Source organism: Lacibacter sp. H407, assembly GCF_037892605.1.
Classification (GTDB): domain Bacteria; phylum Bacteroidota; class Bacteroidia; order Chitinophagales; family Chitinophagaceae; genus Lacibacter.
The window spans coordinates 3,613,520-3,638,723 of the sequence record NZ_JBBKTU010000001.1 but is presented as its reverse complement, the minus strand read 5'-3'; the positions used below and the strand labels follow the sequence as shown (position 1 = coordinate 3,638,723).

15 protein-coding genes are annotated in these 25,204 nt (G+C 40.9%); 2 read left to right on the top strand and 13 right to left on the bottom strand.

Going from position 1 to position 25,204, the window contains the following annotated elements; translation table 11 throughout:
* Positions 1-144: 144 nt before the first annotated feature.
* The 9 genes from WG989_RS15755 to WG989_RS15715 form a co-directional block, all read right to left on the bottom strand.
* Positions 145-762 (bottom strand): hypothetical protein, encoded by a 618-nt coding sequence (locus tag WG989_RS15755; RefSeq protein ID WP_340430847.1) that lies wholly within the window; start codon positions 760-762, stop codon positions 145-147.
* On the bottom strand, positions 762-1,754 hold the full coding sequence (gene mgrA / locus WG989_RS15750; RefSeq protein WP_340430845.1) for an L-glyceraldehyde 3-phosphate reductase: 993 nt from the start codon (positions 1,752-1,754) through the stop codon (positions 762-764). Before mgrA ends, WG989_RS15755 begins: the two co-directional genes overlap by 1 nt.
* Positions 1,755-1,828: 74 nt before the next feature.
* Entirely contained in the window at positions 1,829-3,088 is a 1,260-nt protein-coding gene (locus WG989_RS15745) for a glycoside hydrolase family 28 protein (protein WP_340430843.1), read from the bottom strand.
* Entirely contained in the window at positions 3,085-4,092 is a 1,008-nt protein-coding gene (locus WG989_RS15740; protein WP_340430841.1) for a family 43 glycosylhydrolase, read from the bottom strand. The genes WG989_RS15745 and WG989_RS15740 overlap by 4 nt, the downstream gene beginning before the upstream one ends.
* Positions 4,089-5,741, bottom strand: a complete 1,653-nt coding sequence (locus tag WG989_RS15735; RefSeq protein ID WP_340430840.1) for an alpha-L-fucosidase — start codon at positions 5,739-5,741, stop codon at positions 4,089-4,091. The genes WG989_RS15740 and WG989_RS15735 overlap by 4 nt, the downstream gene beginning before the upstream one ends.
* A 4-nt stretch (positions 5,742-5,745) precedes the next feature.
* A complete protein-coding gene (locus WG989_RS15730) occupies positions 5,746-8,565 on the bottom strand; it encodes a glycosyl hydrolase (protein WP_340430838.1) in 2,820 nt (939 codons plus the stop codon).
* Positions 8,566-8,587: 22 nt separating this feature from the next.
* Entirely contained in the window at positions 8,588-9,829 is a 1,242-nt protein-coding gene (locus WG989_RS15725; RefSeq protein WP_340430837.1) for an oligogalacturonate lyase family protein, read from the bottom strand.
* A gap of 350 nt (positions 9,830-10,179) precedes the next feature.
* Positions 10,180-11,565 (bottom strand): TolB-like translocation protein, encoded by a 1,386-nt coding sequence (locus tag WG989_RS15720; protein WP_340430836.1) that lies wholly within the window; start codon positions 11,563-11,565, stop codon positions 10,180-10,182.
* A 19-nt stretch (positions 11,566-11,584) separates the two neighbouring features.
* Positions 11,585-13,246 carry a GH39 family glycosyl hydrolase gene (locus tag WG989_RS15715; protein ID WP_340430835.1) on the bottom strand — a complete coding sequence of 554 codons (1,662 nt, stop codon included), beginning with the start codon at positions 13,244-13,246 and terminating at the stop codon, positions 11,585-11,587.
* 197 nt (positions 13,247-13,443) lie between these two features.
* Here WG989_RS15715 and WG989_RS15710 point away from each other — a divergent pair, with 197 nt between their 5' ends.
* Positions 13,444-14,685 (top strand): hypothetical protein, encoded by a 1,242-nt coding sequence (locus tag WG989_RS15710; RefSeq protein WP_340430833.1) that lies wholly within the window; start codon positions 13,444-13,446, stop codon positions 14,683-14,685.
* 171 nt (positions 14,686-14,856) lie between these two features.
* Positions 14,857-17,256 carry a glycoside hydrolase family 2 TIM barrel-domain containing protein gene (locus WG989_RS15705; protein ID WP_340430831.1) on the top strand — a complete coding sequence of 800 codons (2,400 nt, stop codon included), beginning with the start codon at positions 14,857-14,859 and terminating at the stop codon, positions 17,254-17,256.
* 82 nt (positions 17,257-17,338) lie between these two features.
* Here WG989_RS15705 and WG989_RS15700 read toward each other — a convergent pair whose 3' ends face one another.
* From WG989_RS15700 to WG989_RS15685, 4 genes are all read right to left on the bottom strand, one after another.
* Positions 17,339-18,673, bottom strand: coding sequence for a rhamnogalacturonan acetylesterase (locus tag WG989_RS15700; RefSeq protein ID WP_340430829.1), 1,335 nt, complete (start codon positions 18,671-18,673; stop codon positions 17,339-17,341).
* 3 nt (positions 18,674-18,676) lie between these two features.
* Entirely contained in the window at positions 18,677-20,029 is a 1,353-nt protein-coding gene (locus tag WG989_RS15695; protein WP_340430827.1) for a glycoside hydrolase family 88/105 protein, read from the bottom strand.
* A gap of 171 nt (positions 20,030-20,200) precedes the next feature.
* Positions 20,201-21,943 carry a RagB/SusD family nutrient uptake outer membrane protein gene (locus WG989_RS15690; protein WP_340430825.1) on the bottom strand — a complete coding sequence of 581 codons (1,743 nt, stop codon included), beginning with the start codon at positions 21,941-21,943 and terminating at the stop codon, positions 20,201-20,203.
* Positions 21,944-21,994: 51 nt separating this feature from the next.
* On the bottom strand, positions 21,995-25,180 hold the full coding sequence (locus WG989_RS15685; protein WP_340430823.1) for a SusC/RagA family TonB-linked outer membrane protein: 3,186 nt from the start codon (positions 25,178-25,180) through the stop codon (positions 21,995-21,997).
* Between the last annotated feature and the right edge of the window lie 24 nt (positions 25,181-25,204).

The following is a 25,204-nucleotide window of genomic DNA, read 5'->3' as shown; positions in this document are numbered from 1 at the left end:
TAAATAAAATAATTAATGGCAATATGAGCTTAAAGACTTTAACCTCTAAATATATTTCTTTGCATACTACAACATTGTTAATCGAAATATAATGGCCGAACGTCTGCCCGGGGTCTGGCGTCAGCCGACCCCGGGATTCCAGCACTACAGCACCTCTTCAATACGCATTAACTTATCATAGATGCAAACAGTTTCTTCATAAAACAAAGCACTTGAATGGGCATAGCTTAAGAAATCGTTCGCCAACATCCATTTACCGCTTGTAGGATTATGATGAATATAATCCAGCTTTTGATAAATGAATTCTTTTGACATACACTTCTTCGCATCAAAACTATCTTCAAATACTTTATGCAGCTGCCCCTTTTTCTTTTCACTTTCTTTTACACTTGCTGCAAGTCGTTGTAACAATTCTCTTTCAGTTTCAAGTCGTTTTATAATTTCATAAGCAATAAAACGCTTCCCATTCACTATAACAGTGTTTAATGATTTTTTCATTTCAGGGAAGTACAACAATACATGCACATGATTCGGCATAATAACATAACCCGCAACACGAATGTTTTGTGTGTACAGATAATCAAACCACTTATAGACCACATCATATGAATTGGTTTGATGAAACAACGGCAGCCATTGATAACAGGTAAATGTTACAAAATAAATACTGTTTGTTTCCTGTTCATGTTGTGTACGAACGGCCATAATGAAAGATACAAAAAACGTATTCTTACTCCCGGGGTCGGCTAATACAGTTTGCATTATCCGTTTAAAATAGTTTCGATTGTTGTTAATTCATCTGTTGTAAAAGCAAGGTTCTTTAAACATGCAACCGAATCAAGTAACTGGGCACTACTGCTAGCACCAATGAGAACCGATGTTACACGTTCATCTCTTAATAACCAGGCCAAGGCCATTTGTGCCAGTGATTGATTGCGTGTTGTGGCAATGTCGTTGAGTGCTCTTACTTTCGTCAACACTTCTTCGGTGATCTGTTCCTGTTTTAAAAACACGCCTTTTGTTGCACGTGAACCTTCAGGAATTCCTTTGAGATATTTATTGGTTAACAGTCCCTGAGCCAATGGAGAGAAAGGAATACAACCCACACCATTTGCTTCAAGTACATTCAATAATCCATCCTTCTCCACCCACCGTTCAAACATGGAATACTTGGGTTGATGAATAAGGCAAGGCCTACCTAATTCTTTTAAAATAGCAAATGCTTTTGCGGCATCTTCACTCTTGTAATTGGAAATACCAACGTACAAAGCCTTTCCCTGGCGAACGATGAGATCCAATGCTGTCATTGTTTCTTCCAAAGGCGTGTTGGGATCGGGACGATGATGATAAAAGATGTCCACATAATCGAGTTGCATGCGTTTTAAACTCTGGTTTAAACTTGCAACTAAATTTTTCTTACTGCCCCACTCACCATAAGGGCCGGGCCACATATAATAACCTGCTTTGCTGGAGATGATCAACTCATCACGATAAGCAGCAAAATCATTCTTTAGAATTTTTCCGAAATTAATTTCTGCACTGCCGGGAGGCGGGCCATAGTTATTGGCCAAATCGAAATGGGTAATGCCGCAATCAAAAGCAGTGTGCAAGGTTTTACGATACACGGCTTCATCATCTACATCGCCGAAGTTGTGCCATAAGCCCAATGAAAGTGCTGATAACTGAATACCGCTTTTGCCGCAGCGGCGGTATTGCATTTGCTGATAACGTTGTTCGTTTGCTGAGTAAGACATAGCTTAAAATTATTTCAGCTTGAAAGTTAAGGCATCCTCTTGTTCAATGTTGGTCTGTTTCTATACAGATTGTATCAATCTTTTTTTATTGGGTTAAACGGGACTCCGTTTACTGTTACATGTTCAAATGTTATGCCTGTATAGTTTGTTTTCAACTCAGCTTTCTCTGCCGTTGCTGTAATGTTCTTGAAAAGAATGTTTGAAACCGTATCCTTCGGATTGCCTTGCATGGCACCCACTGTTTTGCATTGCACGTTGATATTGCTGAAACTGATATTGCGAACAATAGCAAATGGTTTTTCATTACTGCCACCCATGTCGTAGAACTGCGTCCACGGAGCCATGCTTATGATGGTGCCGCATTTGCCTGTGATATTCTCTATTCGTACGTTTTCATATACCTGGTAAGTATCGGGACGCATTTTCAAACGCAGGATCGATGTATTGTGTTCCATCTTGCAATTACGCATCACAATATTGCGTGCATGAATACTTTCGCTGCCAAATGTTAAGGTACCATGCGATTCTCCAAACACACAGTCTTCAATTAAAATATCTTCTACTACTCCATTCTCGCCACGCTTGTGCGCATCAGGACCTTTGCCACCTTTGATACACACCGCATCATCATTCACGGAGATATAACATTTGCGGATGGTTACCCGTTTACAAACGTCAATATCAATTCCGTCGGTGCTCGGTGCTTTTACGGGTTTGAATGGCGAACGTATATCACAGTTTTCAATGAGTACATCATTGCACTCATACAAATGTGTTGTCCAGAATCCGGAGTTATGCAGCTTCACATCTTTGATAGTTACATTGTTGCTACCCCAGATAAACAACAACCGTGGACGATGTACTTCAAGATTGGTTGCTGAACGTCCTGTCTTCTGTACAGAGTCACGATAGAACCAAAAATATTCCCAATACTTCAGACCATTGCCATCGATCGTACCCGGTCCATTGATCTGGAAACTGTCGACATGATAGGCATTGATGAGTGCTGCATAGTAATAAATACTCCGGCCTTCCATACGTGATGGAATCATTGGATAGTTGTCAATATGATCCGAACCTTTCAACTTGGCTCCTTCCTGTATCAACAATTTTGTTTTGGGTTTGAAGAACAAGGCCCCTGTTAAATAAACACCTTTCGGAATAACAATGGTGCCGCCACCATTTGCTTCGGCTTTATCAATCACGTTTTGAATAGCGGCTGTTTGCAGCTTTGTACTGTCGTTGCTTACGCCATAGTTGGTAATGATATATTCCTGCGCTGTTGCAACAGATGCAACAACAAACAAACAGATCAATGCGATTACTTGCTTCATAAGATCTTTACTCCTTTTTTAGTACCTGCAATCGGTTCATCCCTGTCGCAGACAACTTCACCATTTACATATTTTAATTCTGCTACCTGTATCACACTTCGCTTCTCATCAAACGAACCTTTGGCTGCAGGATTGGCTTTGCTTCTTCCGGGATGAGTGAAGTAATACACAAATGCACGACCATCTTTATTTACGATCACATCACAATGTCCGCCAATCGCCTGGTCATCTTTTCCTTTGCCGGGTTCTTCGAGTATTCGTTTGCTTTGTTTGTTCCAGTTTAACAGATCAGTGGATGAATAGACTTCCATTCCTTTCCATGCATCAACGATCATAAAATATTTTCCCTGCCAATAAAAAGTTTTTGGTCCTTCGCCTCGTGCTGCAATGGCTTTGCCTTTATCTACCCAGTTGTACAGGTCTTTGCTATCTGCATAATAGATACTCTTACCATCTTTCTCGTTATTGTACCACATGCGGAACGTTGTATCGTTGATCTTATATACCGACGCATCAATAACTTTTTCGTTCACCAACTTCAATGTTGATTGATAGTTCCAGTTGAGTAGATCCTTGCTGGTTAAATGAACAATCACTCTCGGATGATTCCAGTCTTTGAATGTGCCCGGTACATAGGTGAGATACATGTGATAAGTGCCGTTGTGTTCAATTACATCAGGCGCCCAATGTGTGTATCCAATATCCGGACGATAGTTGATGTTTGCTGTATCAACGTATTTCCAATTTACGCCATCTTTACTTTCTGCAATGCCAATGCGTGTACCATGCACCCATTGCACGGTTGAATCTTCAATTGATGCAAGACGGTTGGTGTAGAACATCCACCATTTCTTTTTGGCTTTGTTGTAGATGATGACGGGATCGGCAGCGCCGTGGTAGATGGGATCATCGAACAATGGTTTTGGAACGGTATTGCTTTGTGCAGTAGCAACACTTGCTGCAAATGCAAACAATACTATCAACAACAGGAATCGTTTCATCATGAAATTATTTTCAATGCATTTGCATAAAACTCAGCAGGTCTGTTCTCCGGAAAGCTCACCAGCAAACCTTCTGCTGTTTGTTCAAACGAGAGCGATTGTTTTGTACTCAGTAGTTCGACCTTGTTAATTTTCTTTTTGTAATGTTGATTGTCGCTGCCAAGATTTTTAATCAACACTTTTCCATTCTCCGGCCAGCCCATTACCGTTGCATACAATACATCGCCTTTCACCACAAAACGGATATCCTGAGCTTCCATGGGCTTGCCTTTTCCTTCATTAAAACCTTGTGCCGATAGAGGCGCTGTGTTCTCCAATGCAGGGCCTTCACCAAAAACAGTCCAAGGTCTTGTATCGTAAATGCTTTCACTGTTGGCTTTCATCCAACGGCCGATCTCTTCAACAATTTTTCGTTCATCACTGTCGATCGTACCATTCCCTTTTACAGGCACACTCAACATCAGGTTACCATTTTTACTCACTACATCTACCAACGTATGAATGACTGTTTTAGCAGATTTGTACCGATGATTATCGAACACCGGTTTGTTGTAATGCCAGCTGCCGATACAAGTATCGGTTTGCCAGGGCAATGGTTCAATGCTGTTGCTTTGTCCACGTTCAATATCCCACACCATGCATTTGCGTTGCTGCTCATTCAAGATTTTTCCGTTAATAACAGCCTGCAGTGATCCTTTTGTTTTGATACTTTTGTTATACATATGTGCAGCGATCTTCAACCCAACATCACTAATGGGATATAAAGGCAATACTGTATCATCGAAATAAACTACATCCGGATCATATTGATCAATAAGATCAATCGTGCGTTTGAAAAACTTGTCACAGTATGCTTTATCCGGCACGCTCACACCTGCAGCCCAATCCCACTGTGCATGTATTACCGCATTGTCATTACTCTCTTTACTCAATGCATGATTTTGTGCATACAATTCCTGCGGATCCAATCCTTCCCACCATTTTCCTTTGCCATCTTTCTTCGTGAGTTTGCCATCGTATGGAACACCGGCTTTCGGTCCATTCTTATCAGCTCGTTGTGCAGTTTCGTACCAACTCCATGCATGTGCTGCATGTACACTCACACCAAAATGCAAACCCTGTTTGCGTGCAGCTTTGGCCCAACCTCCAACTAAATCCTTCTTCGGTCCGATTTTGGTTGAATTCCATTGATGATATTTACTGTTGTACAAATCGAAATTATCATGATGATTAGCCAGCGCCATGAAATATTTCGCACCTGCATTTTTATATAACTCCAGTAACTCTTCCGGATTCCACAATTCTGCTTTCCATTTGTTGATCACATCTTTAAAACCAAACTCCGAAGGATGGCCATACTTCTCTACATGATACTTGTATTTGCCGTTTCCTTCCATGTACATTTCCCGTGCATACCAATCGCCAAACTCAGGTTCGCACTGCGGTCCCCAATGTGCCCAGATGCCAAACTTTGCATTCCTGTACCACTCGGGTGTTTTGTATTGCTGCAATGAATCCCAGTTGGGCTGAAAAGGTCCTTCTGCAATGTGCAGATCATCGGATGAAAAGAAAGCTGCAGCATCGGCATGTTGTGCCAGCCATACTGCAGGAACAGAAGCAGCTAATTGCTTCAGTAAGGTTCTACGGTGCATACATTTATTTTAAAGCGGTGATCGTAACAGGCCCCAATAATCCCGATGATAACGGGCTCCAGGCGGCGGCTGTGAAGATACCCTTCTTTGCGTTTTCTGCCTTGCGTGCAGGCATATTGGTATTGTAAAATATTTTCCACGGAAGATTATTCTTATCCATGTAAATAATGCGATTGGCCATTAAGTTGGCAACAACAATCTCCAGTTTATTGTTTTGCTGCATTGCAGATGCAGGAATCACACATTGAAACACCGGGCCAATCACTGTTGCAATCTTTTTACCATTGAGAATCACTTCAGCAGTTTCATCAACATTGCCCAGATCAAGTAACCACGATTTTGCATTAGCTACGGGTTTTGCAAAGGAGATCGTATACTTTGCTGTACCGGAAAAATTCTTTACATCATCGCCGCCGAGTTCTGTCCATGATTTTAATGTAGTTGTTGTAATAGCTGCAGGAATTGTTGGTCCGCCATCGAGGAAGTTGATTGTCCACTCTCCTTTTATTTCCTGTGGTTGAGAAATGCTTTCTTTGTATGGGAATGCTTCACCTGTTTTCTTTGTTGCGTATGATTGTACAATGATCGATTCATACGATTGTAATTGCAATAACACCTCAACGGCACCTTTGCTGTTTTTGCGCCACAATGCCAAACCTTTTTTGTTATTCATTGCATCAAACAACGCAATGTCAGCAGCATTGGTATTGAGTTCGATCCATTCTTCAAATGGTTTGTCTGTGCGGTTGTTGATGAGCCACATGGTGCTTTCTGCATTTTTTCTGCGCAATACAGACAATCCTTTTTCTGTATAACTTTCTTTTCTTGCTTTGGCTGACAATAACAACACATCCAGATCATCGCTGATCATGAACGCACCTTTGCCAACAATTGCCTTTTGAAGATTATCTGATTTTGAAAATTTCAATTGACTGATCAATTGCTGAAATGTTTTTCTCCTTGTATCTAACTGATTAAAGCCGGGTACATCATTCGGCAGATTTTTATAAACAAGTATTGTTGCTCCTTGTTGTGCCAGTTTCAACAATTGCTGCATTGCTTTTTCAGTGATGAGTTTATTTGCAGGTAACATAATGGTGCGATACACATTACCGCTGCTGATGATATTCTTGCCGCTGTTGGTAAACTTTTGCAATTGACGTTCACTAAAGAAATCGAAACTGTAACCTTTCTCTACCATCCATTTTGATACGTGTTCAAAATCCGTATTCACAAAATTTCGTTCCATACCATCGAAATGCTGTAACAATACATTGCCGGGCTCTGCGTAACGATCAACGATCGGGTAATACAGCAGCACATCATTATCAGGTTTACCCTTCTGTAAAAAACTTTGTGTACGTGTGATATAGCTATTCAACGCATGAAAATGTTTCCACTGCGGATTGGTTGGTTGAAAATGAACCGCTGCATAAAACAACCAGCCCGGCCACTTCGCTTCTTTGGGTGAATATTCTGTGCCGTGATAAAAAATATGATTCACACCGCCGAGAAAATACAGATCGATGATCTTCTTTACATCGCCCCAGCTTGATAAGAAATGTTCATTCAACCATGTAGCAGATTCAGACGATACCAATTGTTTCCCCGATACATTTGCTGCTGATGTAGCAAACTTGAAACGCAGAATATCTGTTCCTTCTGTTTCAGGTATATCAACAACACTGTATAAGTCTAAAGTGTTTGCAGGAGAGCCATGCGATTGATTGCGCAGCATCTTTCCTTTTGTACCTGCCCATTTTTTCCATGTCATGGTAAAATGTTCCAGCAAGAGTTCATCAATCACCGAACGGTAATCATAGATCACACGGCTGTATTTTTCGGGTGTGTCTTTTCCAAACAGTGCAGGCAATTGTGTTTTGAGATCATAACCTTTGCGCTTTTTAAATTCAGCAAAGAATGTTGGTGTCCAGTTGCTTTGTCCTCTTGCATCATCCACTTCATACGAATCGTTGAAGAAGGAACGGAGATAAGAAATATCATAACCTTTAAACGAAGCGTCAAACTTTTTGAAATAGTTCGTTGCTGCCTGTAACGAAAAATGATCGATGGCATAGCCTTCACCACCTGGTGCTGCACGTTCAACCATCTTGCCATGCAGGCCTTGAAACAATGCATACAATGTCCAGTTACCAGTTGGAGCGGTCCAGTTTAATTTTCCGTTTGCATCAACCTTTGTTGTAAGATCAATCGTTTCATTTTTATCGGAATAAGCGATCAATGTTTGCAAAGGTAATTTGCCGGGATATTGAATCTGATCCAAGGCCAATGCCTGCAGATTCTTATTTGTCCATACAGGTTTCAATACCTGGTCGAATGTTGCAGGTTTGTTATTGGCTGTGCGGATGAATCCTTCCTGTTTGTATTCAACAGCTTCGTTTAATTGTTCACCGGCTTTTACAGTAAAGGTTTTATAAAGAATAGTTTTGCTTGCATCTTCATCTTTTACCCATGGTCCGCCGAAAGGCCAACCTGTTCCGTTTGCCAGATCAACACCAAGCCCTAACCGCTTTGATTCGTTTAGTGTAAACGAAAACATCTGCATCCATTGCGGCGAAAGAAAATCGATGAATTGCTTTTCAGTTCCTTCCACACCATAGATGGGTGTTAACTCCACACCACCTAATCCGGCTTGCTGGTATTGTTGTAAGTTCCAGGTAAGATCGGCTTTGTTCACTGCACTTCCTTCCCACCACCAACGAGTCCATGGTTTGGTCACATTTGTAACTGTTGGCCAGTTGAGTTGTGCCTGTGCAATGATGATCGAGCAACTAAAAGAAAGAAGAGTGATTAATTTTTTCATTCGTATGTTGATAAGCTGATGTTTATTTTGTTTCGTTGATCTCGACAGCATACACATTCTCAATGCCTTCAAAGTTGGCACGGAAGATCACCCATTTACCATCCGGGCTGAAATGCACATTTGGTTCAAGGCGATAATTATGATTCTTCATATTTACCAAACGTGTTGAAACAAATTTATCTCCTTCAGGTTTGAATAAATAGATCCACATACCATCTTTCGCTCTTGCTACCTGGCCTGCATTACCACCATCGCCACAAAACAATGAATTGTCTTTGTTACTGTTGAAGTGAATACTCCACTCATCACGCTGCAATTCGTATTTTGTTTTTTGTCCTGTGTTTACATTGTGACCTTCCACATAAAATTTGGTACTGCGTGGTTGTTGCAGATCGTACCAGATGGTTTTACCATCAACACTTGGCCACTCATGTCCTGCAATTTCCATATCCATGATGCGTTTGTGGATCTGTGTGATCTTCTTTGTCTTTACATCAATGGTCCAGATACGGTTTACTTTATGCCAGGGCCCTTCGTGACAAAACATTAATAAGTTTGGATCAGTGGTTGAGAACTGCACATGATTCAACCATGCACTATCGCTGTGCACTTTATCCAATTCTTTCGTCTTTATATTGATGATGAATAACGTGCGTGGAAGCTTTGCTTCATAAATAATATCGAAGTAGCTCGACTTGTTGGGATATTTTTTAAACAGTTCTTTTTCTTCGTCGCTTGATTTGGCACCACCGAGTAATGTACCATCAGCATTAATAGCTGTAACAGTTCCTTTAAAATCGGCAGGAAAAACAAAGACCTGTTTTACTTCTTTTGTTTTTGCATTAACACTAAATACAGTATCTCTTATCTGGTAATAAACGATTCCTTTTTTGTTATCAACGATCTCACCATTCATCGGCAAGCGATGATAAGTCAATTGTTCACTTTTTAATGTTTTGAGATCGAGTAAATGGATTTGGCGGTTACCAGATACAACAGTGGAGATTTCCTGTTTGCGTACACTATCAACATTGTTTTTGTTGCTGCTGTAAAAAACCATCGAGCTACCGATGAAGGGATTGTTGTGAAAGTAGAAGCTGAGATTGCTCCTGCCTTCCATTCTTGTTAACTTAACTACACGATGTTTTGTGTCTTTATCGATCCATTCGTCCGGCATTTTTCTACCACCGGTTTCAAGAACTTCCTGTGCATGCAAAGACATTACAGTAGCGAACAGCAGAGCAACCGTTGTGAGAAATTTCATTTTATACAGCTTTTAAACAGCCTTTAAAGTAAAGCTATAAAAGAATGTAGAGTATCCTGCACAATCCTGCTATTTGCCGGTTTGCTTTAGTGCACGGTACCTTCTCCGTACATCGGGAAAAAAGATGAAGTTAAAGTAGAGGAAATTCACGACAATGATAACGTACGCAACATTGAATGGCAGCTTTGCACGATGCCAAACCATCGTGCACTCCAAAGCAATAATGGTCAATGCCAGCGTAAATAATCTCGGATTAATGACCTTTCGCATAAGAACATGGAATATTTCAGGGCCGCAATGTACTTATTTTATCGGCTTTTCGGCTTCATTTAATCGACAGTAATTCTTTTTTATCTCACTTTATTATACGTTCTCTTCAACCATGCCTCAGGTACAGGAATAATACAAATGTTCATTGATCGACCATCAGCCGATAACATGGCTGACTGGATCTGAATTTTTGTTCCATCCGGACTCATCGTTGGATGCGGATGATCACCTGCTGTTACCTTATGCCCTGTTGATAACAAGATCATTTCACTTGTATGCCGATCAATCAGATAAATGTTTCTTGTAAAATCATCACCTACTGCCCAACGTCCATCAGGCGATCCACTCACATGCCACAAACCACTGCCGCTTTTTGTTTGTCCTGCAATAATGGTTTCTCTTGTACGAAGATTCACAATAGCAAGACCTGTTGGTTTTTCTCTTGTACCGCTTGGGCCCCATGCAGGATCTTGCCCGGGATTAGCACCGCCAACATCTGTACCTGCCGCTACTTCTTTATTGCTGCCGGGAATCTTACGGTGACCCATGATCGCTATTGCCACTTCATCTTTTCCAATTACTGCTTCATGTGTTACCCATTCGTAATCTGCTTCAGGATACAATGGACGAAGACCGGTACCATCACTCATCACCGTCCAGGTACGTTGTGGCGACTTACCACCTGTTTCCCAACAAAACACAATTTCACCGGGCATCCATGGATTGGTTTGTATATGTCCGATCTGAAACGGAACAGAAACTACATATTTTATTTCGCCTGTAAATACATTCATCGCTGCAATACCGTTTGGTCCTGCACCCATATTACGTGGCCCGAAATTATCGGCCGGTTTTGTGCCTGCTGCCAAATGTTTTGCTGCTGCATTTTTGCCAACACGGAAATAAGCCCACTCTTCATCACCATCCAATGCCATATCACCACCACCTTCGAGTTCTAACGGAATTGTTCCGCAAATACGTTGATAAATATGTGCAGGTTGCATCTTGCCTGCTTTACTATCAGCAAATACTTTTGCGAGATCAACTTCAATGATTTGTAATGGAACAGGATTTCTTCTGCGGGTTGTATCGCCGGGAGTTCTTCTTACACTATCCCGTTGTGATGAACGCATAAAATATAACTTCATGCTTTTGCGAGCCACATTCAACATACCCATATAACCCCCTTCTGTTACCTGCACCATGTCGCCTGTTTTTTCATTCACAGCCAATGCTTCATTTCTTGCACGGTTGCTGCGGAAGATGAGCCACTCTCCATCACTTGTCCATTGATTATGTGTTTGATAAATTTTTGAATCGCCTGCAGGAGTGCTTGTTAAGAACAACAGTTTTGTTCCTGTAATAGGATCGATCACTTCTTTCCGTTCAGAAGGAAAACGTTTGCCAATCTGTGCAGATGCACACATCGACATACATACTGCTGCAATGATAAAAATCTGTTTCATGATTTGTAATTTATGATCATCACCAATCTAATTTCAACAAGCTTACTCCTTGCTGTGGTAATGATAGTTTTATGTTCAACACTCCATTTGTTACTTTCAATTTCTTCGATGCACCGATTGTTTTTAACTGTCCTGCTTTTTCTAATATCGCAATCTGTTCTTTTGTCGGGTTTTGTGGTGAACCCATTTTCTTCCACACTTCGTATGAATTGCTGTGCTCATCATCAATGCGGTATTCTGTAACTGTTACAGTTGCTGCTGGTAATCCGTTGATGTTTACTGCAACAGGTAATGCGGCATTCTTTACATCATCATCATGATAATTCCACAATAGTACAGTTGCTGAACGTTTGTCTTTCGCAGCCAATCCACCAACATCATTATACTTTCTTCTTACACTTGAATCAACCATTGTTTTCAGATCGTACATCTGGTTGCCTTGTACCACTAATCTTTTTCCTTTCATCATACCAAACATGCGAAACACATTCAGCACCGGTTTATCTACACCGTTTGTTGCCAAATCACGAAATCCATAGAACCAGGGTTGATTTTCAAATTCAAATGCCCATGATACGGCGCCGAGAAAATTTACGTTGAACGAATCGGCCAATAAATATTTGCGTGCAAAAGAAGCTGCGGTGTAACTGGAGAACATCGTACCGTTACGATATGCATTTTCCGGGTTGGTGTGCATTCCACATGCAGCACAACCTTCCGGATCAGATTCTCCAATGATGATGGGAAGATTTTTTAACTGCGGATACGATGCAACAAATTTAAACCCTGCATTAATATCTCTTAACTGTGTTCCCATATTCATCTGCACATGACCATTCACAACACGTGGCGAACCTTTTGCATGAAACAAAATAGCATCAACAGGTGAACCTATTTTCTTTGTAACATAATTCGTATCGCTGTAACAATGTTTTACAAATGCATGCAGCCACTCCTGTGCACCTTTGCTTGCAGTGCCCGCAATATTGATACCGCCGATTTTTGCAGTGGGCAATGCACGCTTTACTGCATCGGCTGTATAATCGTATAGTTTAAAGAATTCATCTTTTGTTCCTTTCCAGTAACCATTCGGCTCGTTCCATAATTCCCAATACCAGCTCTCTACTTCTTTTTGTCCGTAACGTTCTACACTATGCTTTACCCATTGAAAAACCAACTCGGCCCATTTGCTATAATCTTTTGGTGGATATGCCCAACCAGTAATGATCTTGAAATAAGGATCACCGGGTTTCCAATCATGTTTATATGGTTGCGGATTGGTTGATAATGCTTCGGGCATAAAACCAATTTGCGCCAACGGTTTCATTCCACGTTGCACATACGTATCAAAAATACTGTCAATGATTTTCCAGTTGTAAATGGGATGACCGTTTGCATCTTCAGTATATGCATTGGTGCTTCCCCATTTTAATGCGGCCACTCCATCACCTGTTACCAATAAACTATGTGCTCGTACATAAACGGGCACGGGGCTTAGTGCAGCGATCTCTGACAAAAGTTTCTTGCCATCTTTCATGTAAGTATAGTTTGGTTCATCATAACCAAACCATGCCCATACAGGCGTCATGTCACCTGTTTCTTTTTTCAGATCAACATTGATGGTTGCTGTTTGAGCAAAAGCAGAAGAAGAGATCAGCAAAGCAATCAGCAATAGTTTCATCGTATTTCTTTTAGAATTGAATCGCCTCAATAAAATCGGGAAATGGCAGGAGCATGAATGTACGAACAGCGGAGCAACCGTTTGGAGGATTCTCATTTTTATACAGCATTTAAACAGCATATAAAGTAAAGGGTTATAGAGCGAACAGTTATCCTGTACAGTCCTGTTACTTTTTAATTTACTCTATATTTGTTTCGATGAGCAAAAAGGCAAAACTGGATGATATATTTCGCTGTTGTGAAAACCGCTTTAACCGTGGAGCTTCCATTCATTGGAAGCATGGAGATTTCAGTGATCTGAGCCGGGAGATTCTTCGAGATACCAATGTTAACATAAGCCCGAGCACGCTGAAAAGGATATTTGGCAAAGTATCTGTTGATGACGATTATATTCCGCAGCAGGCTACCGTTGATGCATTAAAAAAATACGGGAACTTCACTGAGCTTGAAAACGCACAACAAGCACCGCCCTCTTTCTTACAACCCAATGCGTTGAACAAAGAAAGTTTCAAGCGATATAAGCTGTTACTACCTATAGTTGCGCTTAGTATTGTAATCTTAGCGTTACTGACCTGGCGTTATTGGAAACCCAAAAGCATGTCGGGCTCCATCAAGATTACACGTACCGAAGGACTTTTACCTGCTACTGTTGTGTTTGAACTGCAATTACCAGACACAAAGGATAGCCTGTTTGTCAACTTCGGTGATAAATCGCCGTTACTATATATTAAGCCGGGTGAAAAAAGTACAGGACACATCTATTATATACCCGGTGTATTTAACGCATCACTTCAAACCCGGCAGCAAACATTCGCAACTACCAGTGCTTATATAAAGTCTGACAACTGGATCGCTTTTGGATGTCATCGCCAGGATGATATACCTGTTCATTTTTATGCGCTCCCTGTTGTTAAGACGGGCAGCGACAGTTTGTTCAATGTTACCAACAATAAATTGTTTCAACTTGGGCTGGATACTACCGGCCCTGTTTTGACAAGGCTTTCGAATTACACGCCCGTTAATCAAACTGCTGATGATTTCATATTCGAAACAACCTTTAAAAATCATATTCAGGAAAAAGGTATTTTCTGCCGCAGCACACAGTTTCAAATTTCTGGTAGCAACAGTATGATCAGGTTCAGATGGGTGAATGCAGGCTGCAGTCAACGGGTGTTGAATATAGTGAGTGAACAAATATTCAAAGGAGCAACAAACGATCTTTCGCAATTTGTGCTCGACCTCAGCCAATGGACTACTGTAAAGCTGGTGAATCATCAAAAGCAGGTCAGCCTGTATGTAAATGGCAAACAAATCTTCACCGGCTCTTACCAAAAATCATTGGGTAACATCAGCGGTTTATTCCTTGAGTTTGAAGGAACAGGAGTTGTAAAAACCTGCGAACTCAAATCGTATGACGGGAATACGATCTATCGTTTTTAAAAGAACTGTATTCAATAACGTCAATAATCTGCAGTTTCGCCTTGTTCATTCTTCTTGTTCACTTATGATTTGCAGGCACTTATACTGTTCACTACTTTGAACAGGTTTTGATAAAGCAAATTCATGGTATTTGTATTTCCGAAATCTACCTTTCGGAAAATCATTCCGAACATGAAATTATTGTCAACGATTATTGCTTTCTGTTTCGCCACAATTCTCTTTGGACAAAACAACAATGCTCCTGTTAGAATCAATCAACTTTTTAATTTCGGCTGGAAATTTAAAGCAGGCGATATTTCAAACGCTCAACAAATTTCGTTCAATGATGCTGATTGGCGCAAACTCGATCTGCCACACGATTTTCAGTTTGAGCAACCTTGGGATAGTTCGGCTAATCGAGGTCGTGGGTTTAAAACAAATGGCATTGGTTGGTATCGGAAAACTTTTAAAGCTGATGCAGCATGGAAAGGCAAAAGAGTGTTGCTCGATTTTGAAGGCATTATGCTGCATGGCGAAGTCTGGTTAAATGGGAAGAAAATCGGCGGCACGGCTTATGGCTATGTTGGTTTTGAAGCTGATATAGCAGATAACATTAAATATGATGCTGACAATATAGTTGCTGTTCGTTCTTCTACAGATGGTGGTTCACGATGGTACACTGGTGGCGGACTTTTTCGTGATGTGCATCTTGTTGTAAAAGACAGTATTTCTATTGCACGTCATGGTGTGTTTATCACTACTCCAAAAATCACTGATCGTAATGCCGAAGTAAGTGTGCAGGTAGAAGTGGCAGGAATAAAGAACAAACAAATTGCATTAGAGATCATTACCAAAATCATTGACCCGCAGGGCAAACAAGTTGCTGAAACAAAAATATTCGCTCCGCAAAAATCAAAATTGGTTGAAGTGGAAGTTGCATTGCCAAAGGTTAACATCTCTAACCCGCAGCTTTGGAGTTGCGAAACGCCTCATCTTTATTCAGCAGAAGTTTCATTGGTCGTAAATGGCAAAGTGGTTGACAAGCTCACGGAGAAATTTGGCATCCGTACCATTGAGTTCTCCAAAGAATTTGGAATGAAATTAAATGGAAAGAAAGTTTTTCTGAAAGGTGTTGCCAATCATCATGACCTTGGCGCTGTAGGTGCAGCAGCTTTTGAAACTTCGATTGCAAGGATGATGGATCAATTAAAAGCATTTGGCTTTAATCATATCCGTACTTCGCACAATCCTTACTCAGCATCATTTATGAAACTGGCTGATGAAAAAGGAATATTAATTGTTGATGAATTGTATGATAAATGGGGCAGCAAAACTGCATGGGCAGGAAATGCCCACTGGAATGACATCTGGTACAACAACATCAAAGAATGGATCAAGCGTGACCGCAATCATCCTTCTGTTATCATGTGGAGCTTCGGCAATGAATTACAATTCCAGGAAGAACGCTGGAACTGGCCAACAACTGATTGGGGTGTTACTACGTATAAGATTATGGATGTAGTTGCAAAACGCTACGACCCTACCCGTAAAACAACTGTTGCCATGTACCCTGCACGTGCAGGAGGTATCATTCGTGCCGATCCGGATTTTCGTGTTAAAGAAAATATCGTTCCACCCGAATTAGCAACCGTAACCGATATCGCCAGTTTTAATTATACATGGGAAGATTACCAGGAGTACCTGAAACATGCACCCGATATGATCGTTTATCAAAGTGAGGCTGTAACGAATGAGTTAGCTGCTCCTTACTTCGGAATGGACAGAGAGAAAATGGTTGGTCTTGCGTATTGGGGAGGCATTGAATATTGGGGCGAATCGCAGGGCTGGCCAAGGAAAGGTTGGAACTATTCGTTCTTCAATCATTCAATGGAACCATTTCCACAAGCATGGTTAACAAAAAGCATTTTTACAGATGAGCCCTTGGTGCATATCGGCATTGTTGATAGCGAAGGCGAAATGAAGATGTGGAACGATCAGATCGTTGGACAAAAAGTTATTTCATCGCATTGGAATCGTCAGGAAGGACAAAAATATAATCTCTACACTTATACCAATGCCGATGAAGTTGAACTATTGATCAATGGAAAATTGATTGGCGTACAAAAGAACAGTACAGACGTTAAAAAGCGCAATACCATTTACTGGAAAGATATTCCCTTCGCTGCAGGCAAGATCACTGCTATTGCAAGAAACGGTGGCAAAGAAGTTGCCCGTCATGAATTGGAAACAACCGGTAAAGCTGTTGCATTAAAAATAGAAACCGAAAATACAAACTGGAAAGCTGATGGTATGGATCTGCAATACGTAAAAGTTTACGCTGTTGACAGCAAAGGAAACAAAGTGGCTACAGCAACAGGTGAACTTACATTTGAAGTGAATGGCGCAGCAACTTTACTTGCGGTGGATAATGGCGATCATTCAAGTGATGATTTATTCAGCGGCAATAAGAAAGTTTTATACAAAGGGTTTGCTATGGCTATTTTACGTTCAACACAAACAGCAGGAACGGTACAAGTAAAAGTGACAGCTGCTGGATTTAAACCGGCTGAGGTAAAACTTTCAACAAAGTAATTCAAATGATAAGTTGATACTTAAAGTGTATTAATAAAAAAGGAAAGAGTTTCTCTTTCCTTTTTTATGCTTTGCTATCACATCAATTTCCATCCGGCTTTGTAGCCGTCACAAATGAGCTCATCGGCCAATAAAATTTTTCAAAAGCCAATGGCTTTGCAGGATCGTATTGAGGAATATCTGTACGCAGCAATTTAGCTAATGGTAAATGCTGGTCTTTGATGCTTTTTACAATACACTTCGCCAGCTCATATGCACCATAGGTGCTGAAATGCGTATTGTCTTCCAGCTTGGTTGTTTGTCCGGGAAACGTATTGGCAGGATAATGCACAAATGCTTTGATGGATTTTTCCGGGCCCCAGGCTTCATACAACACTTTACTCAATGCATTCAAATCAACGACAGCAACATTTTCTTCTTTACCTGTCAACCGGACAGCATCAGGGTACTCTTCCAATGTATTTACAATACGCCCGGTCGAATCAAATCTTCTTCGATGCATGGAAGTTACAAGAACAGGAATCCCACCCTTCTTGCGCACTTCGCTGATGTATTGATGCAATCTTTTTTTATACGAAGTAAAAGGCCCGATGCCCTCTCCTTTTTGTTTCATATCATTATGTCCAAACTCAATGAACAAATAGTCTCCCGGCTTCATTACACTCAATATCTTTTCCAAACGTTTTGCACTCATGAATGAGTTCAATGCTTCACCACTCTCTGCATAGTTAGCAACTGATGCTGTTCCCGGAGCAAAGAATCGTGGAATCATTTGTCCCCATGCTGCCCATGGTTCTCTGCCTTGATCAACAACAGTTGAGTTACCAGCCAGGAAGATGGTTGTTGCAGTTTTGTTTGGAGTAATTTCTACTACACAAACCTTCGGCAGCGAATCATTAAACTCTATGGTGAGTAAATTATCCCAATGGAGGTATTCCGATTCTCTCGGCTTTAAACGAACCTGGCTAATAACCTTTCCCGAAGCATCACGGATCATACTGTCTTTGACATATACAGTAAATGTTTCAGTTGCAAACTTTCCGTTTGTTGTTCTGATGTTTTCCAGCATTAAACGTCTGCACTCTGTTCTTACCGTTGTAGCAGAACTTCCTTTTGCATCACCTAAGACCAACTTTACATCATAATTTCCTTCAGGTAGTTTTATAGAAAAATAAAATGGTTTGTCGGAAGTAATATAGTCGCCGGTTAATGGATTGCCGCTACGTTCAACAGCGGTAACTGTTGAACCATTTGTAAATCCATATCCTCTCTTCTCATCATACTTACAATCAGCCGTAATTGATGTATAACCTTTTTGTGTACGTTTTGTACCAAAGTCGAACTTATAACTTGTTTGTTGGGCTTTTATTGAAAAACCAAACAGTACAACAGCAATTAAAACAGCAGAACGTTTCATTTATTATTTTTTCGACAGTTGCAATGAGCTGTCGTTGATCTCAAATTTGAATTGACTTACTAATTGATACATTTCAGCACCAGCCAAAATCACCGGGCCGTAACCATGTGCAGCAAACACGTTTACCGGACGGAAATAATAAAACGCAGGATCAAATGCCATACCTGTTCCTACACAAGTACCTTCCACCTGTCCCTGTGCATTCACTTTTGTTGTTACAGCATTCCAGGCAAGTATTGCTGTTGGTGCATACGTCATTGCATCGATCCATCCTTTGTTGATGGCATGTGTAATGCAATAAGCATAGATGGCTGTTGCTGATGTTTCAAGATATGAATCACTTCTATCTAACAACTGATGCCAGAAGCCCGTGCCATCCTGGTACTGCATCAAACCATTTACATGTGCTTTGAATTGTTGCAACACAAATGCTCTGCCGGGATGTGTCTCAGGTAAGGCATCGAGCATTTCACTCATGGTCATCAATGCCCAACCATTTGCTCTTGCCCAGCGAAACTCCGGATGATGTTCCATGCTTTCTACCCAGCCATGCATATACACGCCTTTTTCTTTATTGAACATACGTTTGGTATATAACTGCAACTGGTTCACTGCATCATCATAATATTTCACATCACCTGTTAATTTACCCATGAATGCCATAGTTGGCACACCCATATACAGATCATCTAACCACAATGTATTTGCCTGCGGACGCATACGTGCAAGCGTGCCATCTTTCAAACGATATTCTTTATTGATGACGTAGTTCGACAAATGATCAATGATGGGACGAAGATTGTTACTCAACCCACTGTTCTGTGCTTTGATCATTGATGCACAAACTGCTCCCCCATCATCTAATGCATGTGGATTAATCGGCTGTGACAACAATCCTTTTTTACGAATGTACTCCCATTGGAATTTATTTTGAATGGCAGGGATCCACTTCGCCATGAAATCAAATCTTGTCTTTACATACTCAGCATATTTTTTATCGCCGGTTGTTTCAAACGCACGTTGAAATGCAGAGTATGTAACTCCCCACTCATAACTGGTTAAGCGAAAATCGCCTTGCTTTAACACGGTGTTTGTATCTAACGCATTTACATCCGTTACTGCAGCACCTGTTTTTTTGTTCATCATCTCGGCAGGTGTCACCGCATTGAGATAATTATAAACTTTGTCAACAACTGACTTTACATTTTCCTTTGATGGTGCACCATAAGGACTTGGATAATCCACTTTCATGGCGTGCAGTGGCGTGGTTACATCGTTTTGTTTTGGTTTGGGTTTAACCTGTGCATTGGCAGCAGTTACCGCAAGTAGAGCGGCAGCTATCATTATTTTTTGCATGGCAATTTGGTTTCTTGTTTATACGCTAAATATATTATGTCTTTCCCGAATAGAATCGGGTATTCAACTTAATCGATTTCGTAACGAATCGTAAAATATCGTTTAAATGAAAAAGACAGGTCGCTTATCTCCTGCCCTTTTCTATTGATTGATTGCTTGCCAAAAACCAATTTACCATTTGAACGGCAGATAGTAATTGCCAGTCATCAGCTTAGCTCTTGCAGCAGCGGCTGAACCTGAGGAAATGCCTGATTTAATTAACTTATCATATACTTTGTTTGCAATAAACGACGGATCGTTTCTACGCAGCGTAACCCGTAACAGATCGGCCCATCTTGTTCCTTCAAATGCATTTTCCAATGCTGTTTCTTTTATAATGCCGGCTTCTATTGTGTTCAGACTATCAGAAGGAATAGCCAGATCAACCAAGTTAGCTCTCGCCCGAATACCAATATGCCTGTACCAATCTGCACGGAAATATGGAACGCCGGAATTACCGCTGTTACGTGCATCAAAATTGAATGGATAAGGTTCGTTTAGAGTGCCGTGATAATTACTCACATCGCTACCTGGTGCAGGATAAGCGGCAGCAAAGCCTCCACTCAATAAAGCCCATGCAATTCGATGCTTCCCAAGTCGGTTTGCAGCTTCTGCATAACGAAAATGCATGTGCGTTTGGCGGTATAAAAACCATTTCCCGTTTCTTACTAATGGATTGGTTGCGGTTCTTGTTTGCCAATTAATGTAGTTATACAAATATTTCATTGCAACAGGCTTTCCACCAATCTCCATTGTACTTAACAACTTTCTTGCGTCATAAGGGATCCCCAGACCACGATCATTCGGACGCTGCGTTTCACCATCCCATAGATCCATCACTTCCTGTGAAGGACGAACCAGGTAGTCGCCGCCGATCGGTGAGAACAACTTAATGAGTGAATTATCAGGTTTAAACTTACTATCAAATGGCATTGCCCACACCCACTCTCTTCGAACATTTTCTGAGTTGAATGGAGTTTCGAAAATGATACGCCATCCATCATTATAAGCAAGTGTAGATGCATCTCCAACTCTTGTATAGGTAACGTAATGATTTGCATTTCCTGACCAGCCAACCCTGTATTGCGAATAATAATTTTCACCAATAGCTGTGGAAGTGGCTGTTTCCATTACCTGCCGATAGTAATCTGCAGCTTTCTGGTAATTTTTAGCCCACAAATACAAGTCAGCTAAAATAATTTTCTTGTTTACATAAAACTTCTCTGTCGGATATCCATCAACCGAAATATTCAAATTTGTTCCCGTTGGATATGGATCTTTAAATGGTAAGGCTTCGGTAAAATTGATCAAACTATCTAACAATACATTGAACGAAACACGTGGAAAATTACCGGCATTCTTTACATCATCTACACTTTTCAACGAGCTGGTTACATAGGGCACTTCGCCAAAGTGAATACCTAACTGCAAATAAAGAAATGAACGTAACGCACCAATATCGGAATAACGTTGATTGAACTGATCAATATTCATTTTATTCTCAGCCACCATTTTTTGAAAGTTCTCCAATACATCGTTGCAATTGAGGATCAATTCATAGAATGGTTTGGGACTAGCATAAGGGTTTGCTTCTGTAACAGTATGTGTACTGAGCTGGCGAAGATTTTCATCTGCATTTGCCGTTACATCCAACAGGTCGCCACGCAACTCGTTCAATACTACATACCGATCAGCAAGACCCATGAACTTTCCATAAATACCAATTATGGCAGCGTCTGCATCATACACGTTTTGATAAGCGTTTGTTTCATCCAACTGATCCTGCGGAGCAATATCAAACACTTTCTTACATCCCGCTAAACTGATCAGCAACAGCGCAAATGAAAGAGTTCTGATGATCATTATTTTCTTCATAACTGAAGTTCTGTTTAAGATTCTTATAATTAGTTAACAGTTCGTTTTTGATTACAATCCAATTCTTGCTCCCAGCGTAATGGTCCGGTAGATGGGGTCGAGCCCTGTATCAATTCCTTGTGAAAACAATGAAGGAGTTGCACTGAATTCAGGATCGTAGCCTGTGTACTTCGTGAGTGTAAACAGGTTGGTACCGCTCACATATACCGAAGCATTCTTCAAAAAACTTTCTTTAAATGGAATAGTATAACTGAGCGATGCACTGCGCAAACGGAAGTACGAACCATCTTCGATCCAACGTGAGCTGAAACGGTTGTTCCCCATCGGGTCGCCAAACGTTGCTTTGGGCATGGTTGTTTGTTGCCCTTCTGCTCTCCATCTGTTCACCACACTGTTCAACTGATTTTCAACTGTGCTGGCAGATTCCAGTTTGTAACGCAGGAAATTGAACACATCATTGCCTTGTGAGAATGTAAACAATGCGTCCAATGCAAAACGTCCATACTCCAAATGTGTATTCACACTTCCAAAAAACTCCGGTGTTGGAATACCAATGATGCCCATATCCTGCTCATCAATGATGTTGTCATTATTTGTATCATGGAAGCGTACATCACCTGCTTTAAAGTTGCTGTAGCTGCCATCGAAATTTTTCTTTTTTAAACCGGAACCGGCTGCTTCAGCAGCAGTACTGAAAACACCTTTTGCAACATAGCCATAAAATAATGTTGCAGGGCTTCCAACCTTTGTAACAATATTTGCACCCGAATAATTTGTGGTAATTCTTCCATCTGGTACAGCCAGTACTTTATTATCGTTTGAAGCGATCATTACACCTACATCCCATTTCAATTTGCGATAGTTGAGCACACGCACATTCAGGTTTGCCTCAATGCCGGCATTTTGCATACTGCCACCATTGGTGAGCACATTATCAAATCCTGTTGCAGACGGCACAGATTGATACACGAGCATATTCACCGTTTTATTTTTGTAAGCATCCACACTCAGGTTCACACGCTCGTTCCAGAATGCCATATCCACACCTACATTAAACTTCCGGTTGGTTTCCCATTGAATGGCAGGATTAGGAATACCGCTGCGCACCAACCCCTGCATACCCAATAAATTTTGAGATGAATAGGTTTGACGATGCGTATAATTTCCAATATCATCATTGCCTGTAATGCTGTAATTCGCACGGATCTTTAACAGATCCAGCTTGGAATTATTCATGAAATTTTCAGAAGAGATGATCCAAGCAGCTCCAATAGAAGGCATTACTGCAAAACGTGCACCACCGATCGTGATCCCATCTTTTGCCTGGCTTCCAAAACGTGATGATCCATCTAATGCTGCATTGAATGAGAAGAATAATTTTTCTTTGAAATCATAATCTGCATTGAAGTAAGTATTCATCCAGTTCCATTCCTGGATGCCACCGCCCACCTGGCGAAGTGCAGGCACACCATTTTGCACACTGATCAATTCATCGGTTGCAGAGTTATACCCGAGTGTAAAATCCTGCTCCACATCATTTTTCTGATAGCGTAACCCAAGACGTGATGCTACGTTATGATTCTGCGAAAATGTTTTTTTGTACTCCAGTTTTGTATCAGAATAAATGGAGAACAAACGTTTTACCTGCGATCCGAGCCGGCTGTCGATAATTGCATTGCTGGTAGTATCATTTGCCACACCTTTACGTGGTACAAAAATATTTTCACGCACTTTATCGTACACTACACCAAACAAACTGGATGCAGAAAACGATTTGCTGATATTATAATTAAAGGTGTATGAACCGAAAAAGCGGTAATACCTGTTATACGCCTGCATGGTATTGATCAGCACAGACGGGTTACTGAGACCCAATATATCAGTATCCTCAAAGTTGGGCGAAAGAATACCTTTCTCATTCACTTCGTTCGGTGCAAGAAAAGGCGATTTTGTAAGTGCTAAGTATACCGGAGCTGTTTTGTCAACCACACCCTGGTATTTTAAATTGGTTTCGTTGTAGGTAAATGCAAGATTTGCAACACCGGTAAGCTTCTTCGAAAAATTAAAATGTGCATTGAACCGTGTGTTATAACGACTCATATCTGTATTACGGATAACCCCTTCATTTTTTGTATATCCAACACTCAACGCATAGGTTGCAATATTATCGCCACCGGTTACTTTGAGGTAGTAATTCTGATTCACACTGTTGCGGAAAATATTCCGTTGCCAGTTGGTATTGTTGTGATACCTGAAATAATCAGGGTTTGAAGCCGTATCATCATTCATATAAGGCAATGCTGCAATGTCATTCGATGACATTCCTTTGCTTTGCAACATTTCATTCAGATAAATGCGGTATTGATACGCATCCATTACCGGCATCGAGGGTGGTGCTTCATTAAAGCTTGAATACATACCAAAGTCGATACGTGTAGCCTGGTCTTTTACTCTTGTTGTAGAAATGATGATGGCTCCATTGGCACCTTTGGTTCCATAAATCGACGATGCATCTTTTAATACAGTATAGTTATCGATATCCTGCACACTAATGAGTGCAAGCGGATTCGTAAAATTGTTGGCGATGATGCTGGTACCATAATCATTGGCATCGTAGATAATTCCATCGAGTACAAGCAAAGGTGCATTTGTACCATACAGCGAATTATAACCTCTCAAAAACATATTGGCGCCTACTGCAGGTGTGCCTGATCTTCTGATCACATTCAAACCACTGATCTTTCCCTGTAAAGCCGCATCCGGTGTTTCAAACGGACGATGCCATTCACTGTTGGCATCATAACTAACTACCGCAGCAGTTGTATTTCGTTTCTTCACTACGCCAAACGGAAGGATCACTTCTTCCTGGAAAGAAACAGCCGATTCACTCAGCATTGAAACATTCAGAGTTGTGTTCCCTTTCAATGAAACCTGTTTGGTTTCATGTCCTTCAGCAACGATCATTACATCAATATCAAACGAAGGAACATTTAATGTAAAACCTCCCTGATCATCGGTGATGGTTGCAGAAAAATCTTTCACCGAAAGCTTTACACCAGCCAATCCTTTTTTTGTAGCTGCATCAGTGATGATACCTTTCACCTGTTGAACAGGAGCTTTCACAGCGGTTGAATCAACTTTCGGAGGATTTACCACCTGCGCTGCTGCTTCATGAAATAAACCTGCACCCGAGAATAACAAGGTGAGAAGCAAATTATGTAAGTTAGTTTTTGTCATTACGAATATCTTTTAAATTTCTCT

What these genes read in the sequence shown, in the direction of transcription:
- WG989_RS15740 (WP_340430841.1), bottom strand. Translation starts at nt 4,092, where the DNA reads ATGATGAAACGATTCCTGTTGTTGATAGTATTGTTTGCATTTGCAGCA.
- WG989_RS15710 (WP_340430833.1), top strand. Translation starts at nt 13,444, where the DNA reads ATGAGCAAAAAGGCAAAACTGGATGATATATTTCGCTGTTGTGAAAAC.
- WG989_RS15685 (WP_340430823.1), bottom strand. Translation starts at nt 25,180, where the DNA reads ATGACAAAAACTAACTTACATAATTTGCTTCTCACCTTGTTATTCTCG.
- WG989_RS15705 (WP_340430831.1), top strand. Translation starts at nt 14,857, where the DNA reads ATGAAATTATTGTCAACGATTATTGCTTTCTGTTTCGCCACAATTCTC.
- mgrA (WP_340430845.1), bottom strand. Translation starts at nt 1,754, where the DNA reads ATGTCTTACTCAGCAAACGAACAACGTTATCAGCAAATGCAATACCGC.
- WG989_RS15720 (WP_340430836.1), bottom strand. Translation starts at nt 11,565, where the DNA reads ATGAAACAGATTTTTATCATTGCAGCAGTATGTATGTCGATGTGTGCA.
- WG989_RS15745 (WP_340430843.1), bottom strand. Translation starts at nt 3,088, where the DNA reads ATGAAGCAAGTAATCGCATTGATCTGTTTGTTTGTTGTTGCATCTGTT.
- WG989_RS15690 (WP_340430825.1), bottom strand. Translation starts at nt 21,943, where the DNA reads ATGAAGAAAATAATGATCATCAGAACTCTTTCATTTGCGCTGTTGCTG.
- WG989_RS15730 (WP_340430838.1), bottom strand. Translation starts at nt 8,565, where the DNA reads ATGAAAAAATTAATCACTCTTCTTTCTTTTAGTTGCTCGATCATCATT.
- WG989_RS15700 (WP_340430829.1), bottom strand. Translation starts at nt 18,673, where the DNA reads ATGAAACGTTCTGCTGTTTTAATTGCTGTTGTACTGTTTGGTTTTTCA.
- WG989_RS15725 (WP_340430837.1), bottom strand. Translation starts at nt 9,829, where the DNA reads ATGAAATTTCTCACAACGGTTGCTCTGCTGTTCGCTACTGTAATGTCT.
- WG989_RS15715 (WP_340430835.1), bottom strand. Translation starts at nt 13,246, where the DNA reads ATGAAACTATTGCTGATTGCTTTGCTGATCTCTTCTTCTGCTTTTGCT.
- WG989_RS15695 (WP_340430827.1), bottom strand. Translation starts at nt 20,029, where the DNA reads ATGCAAAAAATAATGATAGCTGCCGCTCTACTTGCGGTAACTGCTGCC.
- WG989_RS15755 (WP_340430847.1), bottom strand. Translation starts at nt 762, where the DNA reads ATGCAAACTGTATTAGCCGACCCCGGGAGTAAGAATACGTTTTTTGTA.
- WG989_RS15735 (WP_340430840.1), bottom strand. Translation starts at nt 5,741, where the DNA reads ATGCACCGTAGAACCTTACTGAAGCAATTAGCTGCTTCTGTTCCTGCA.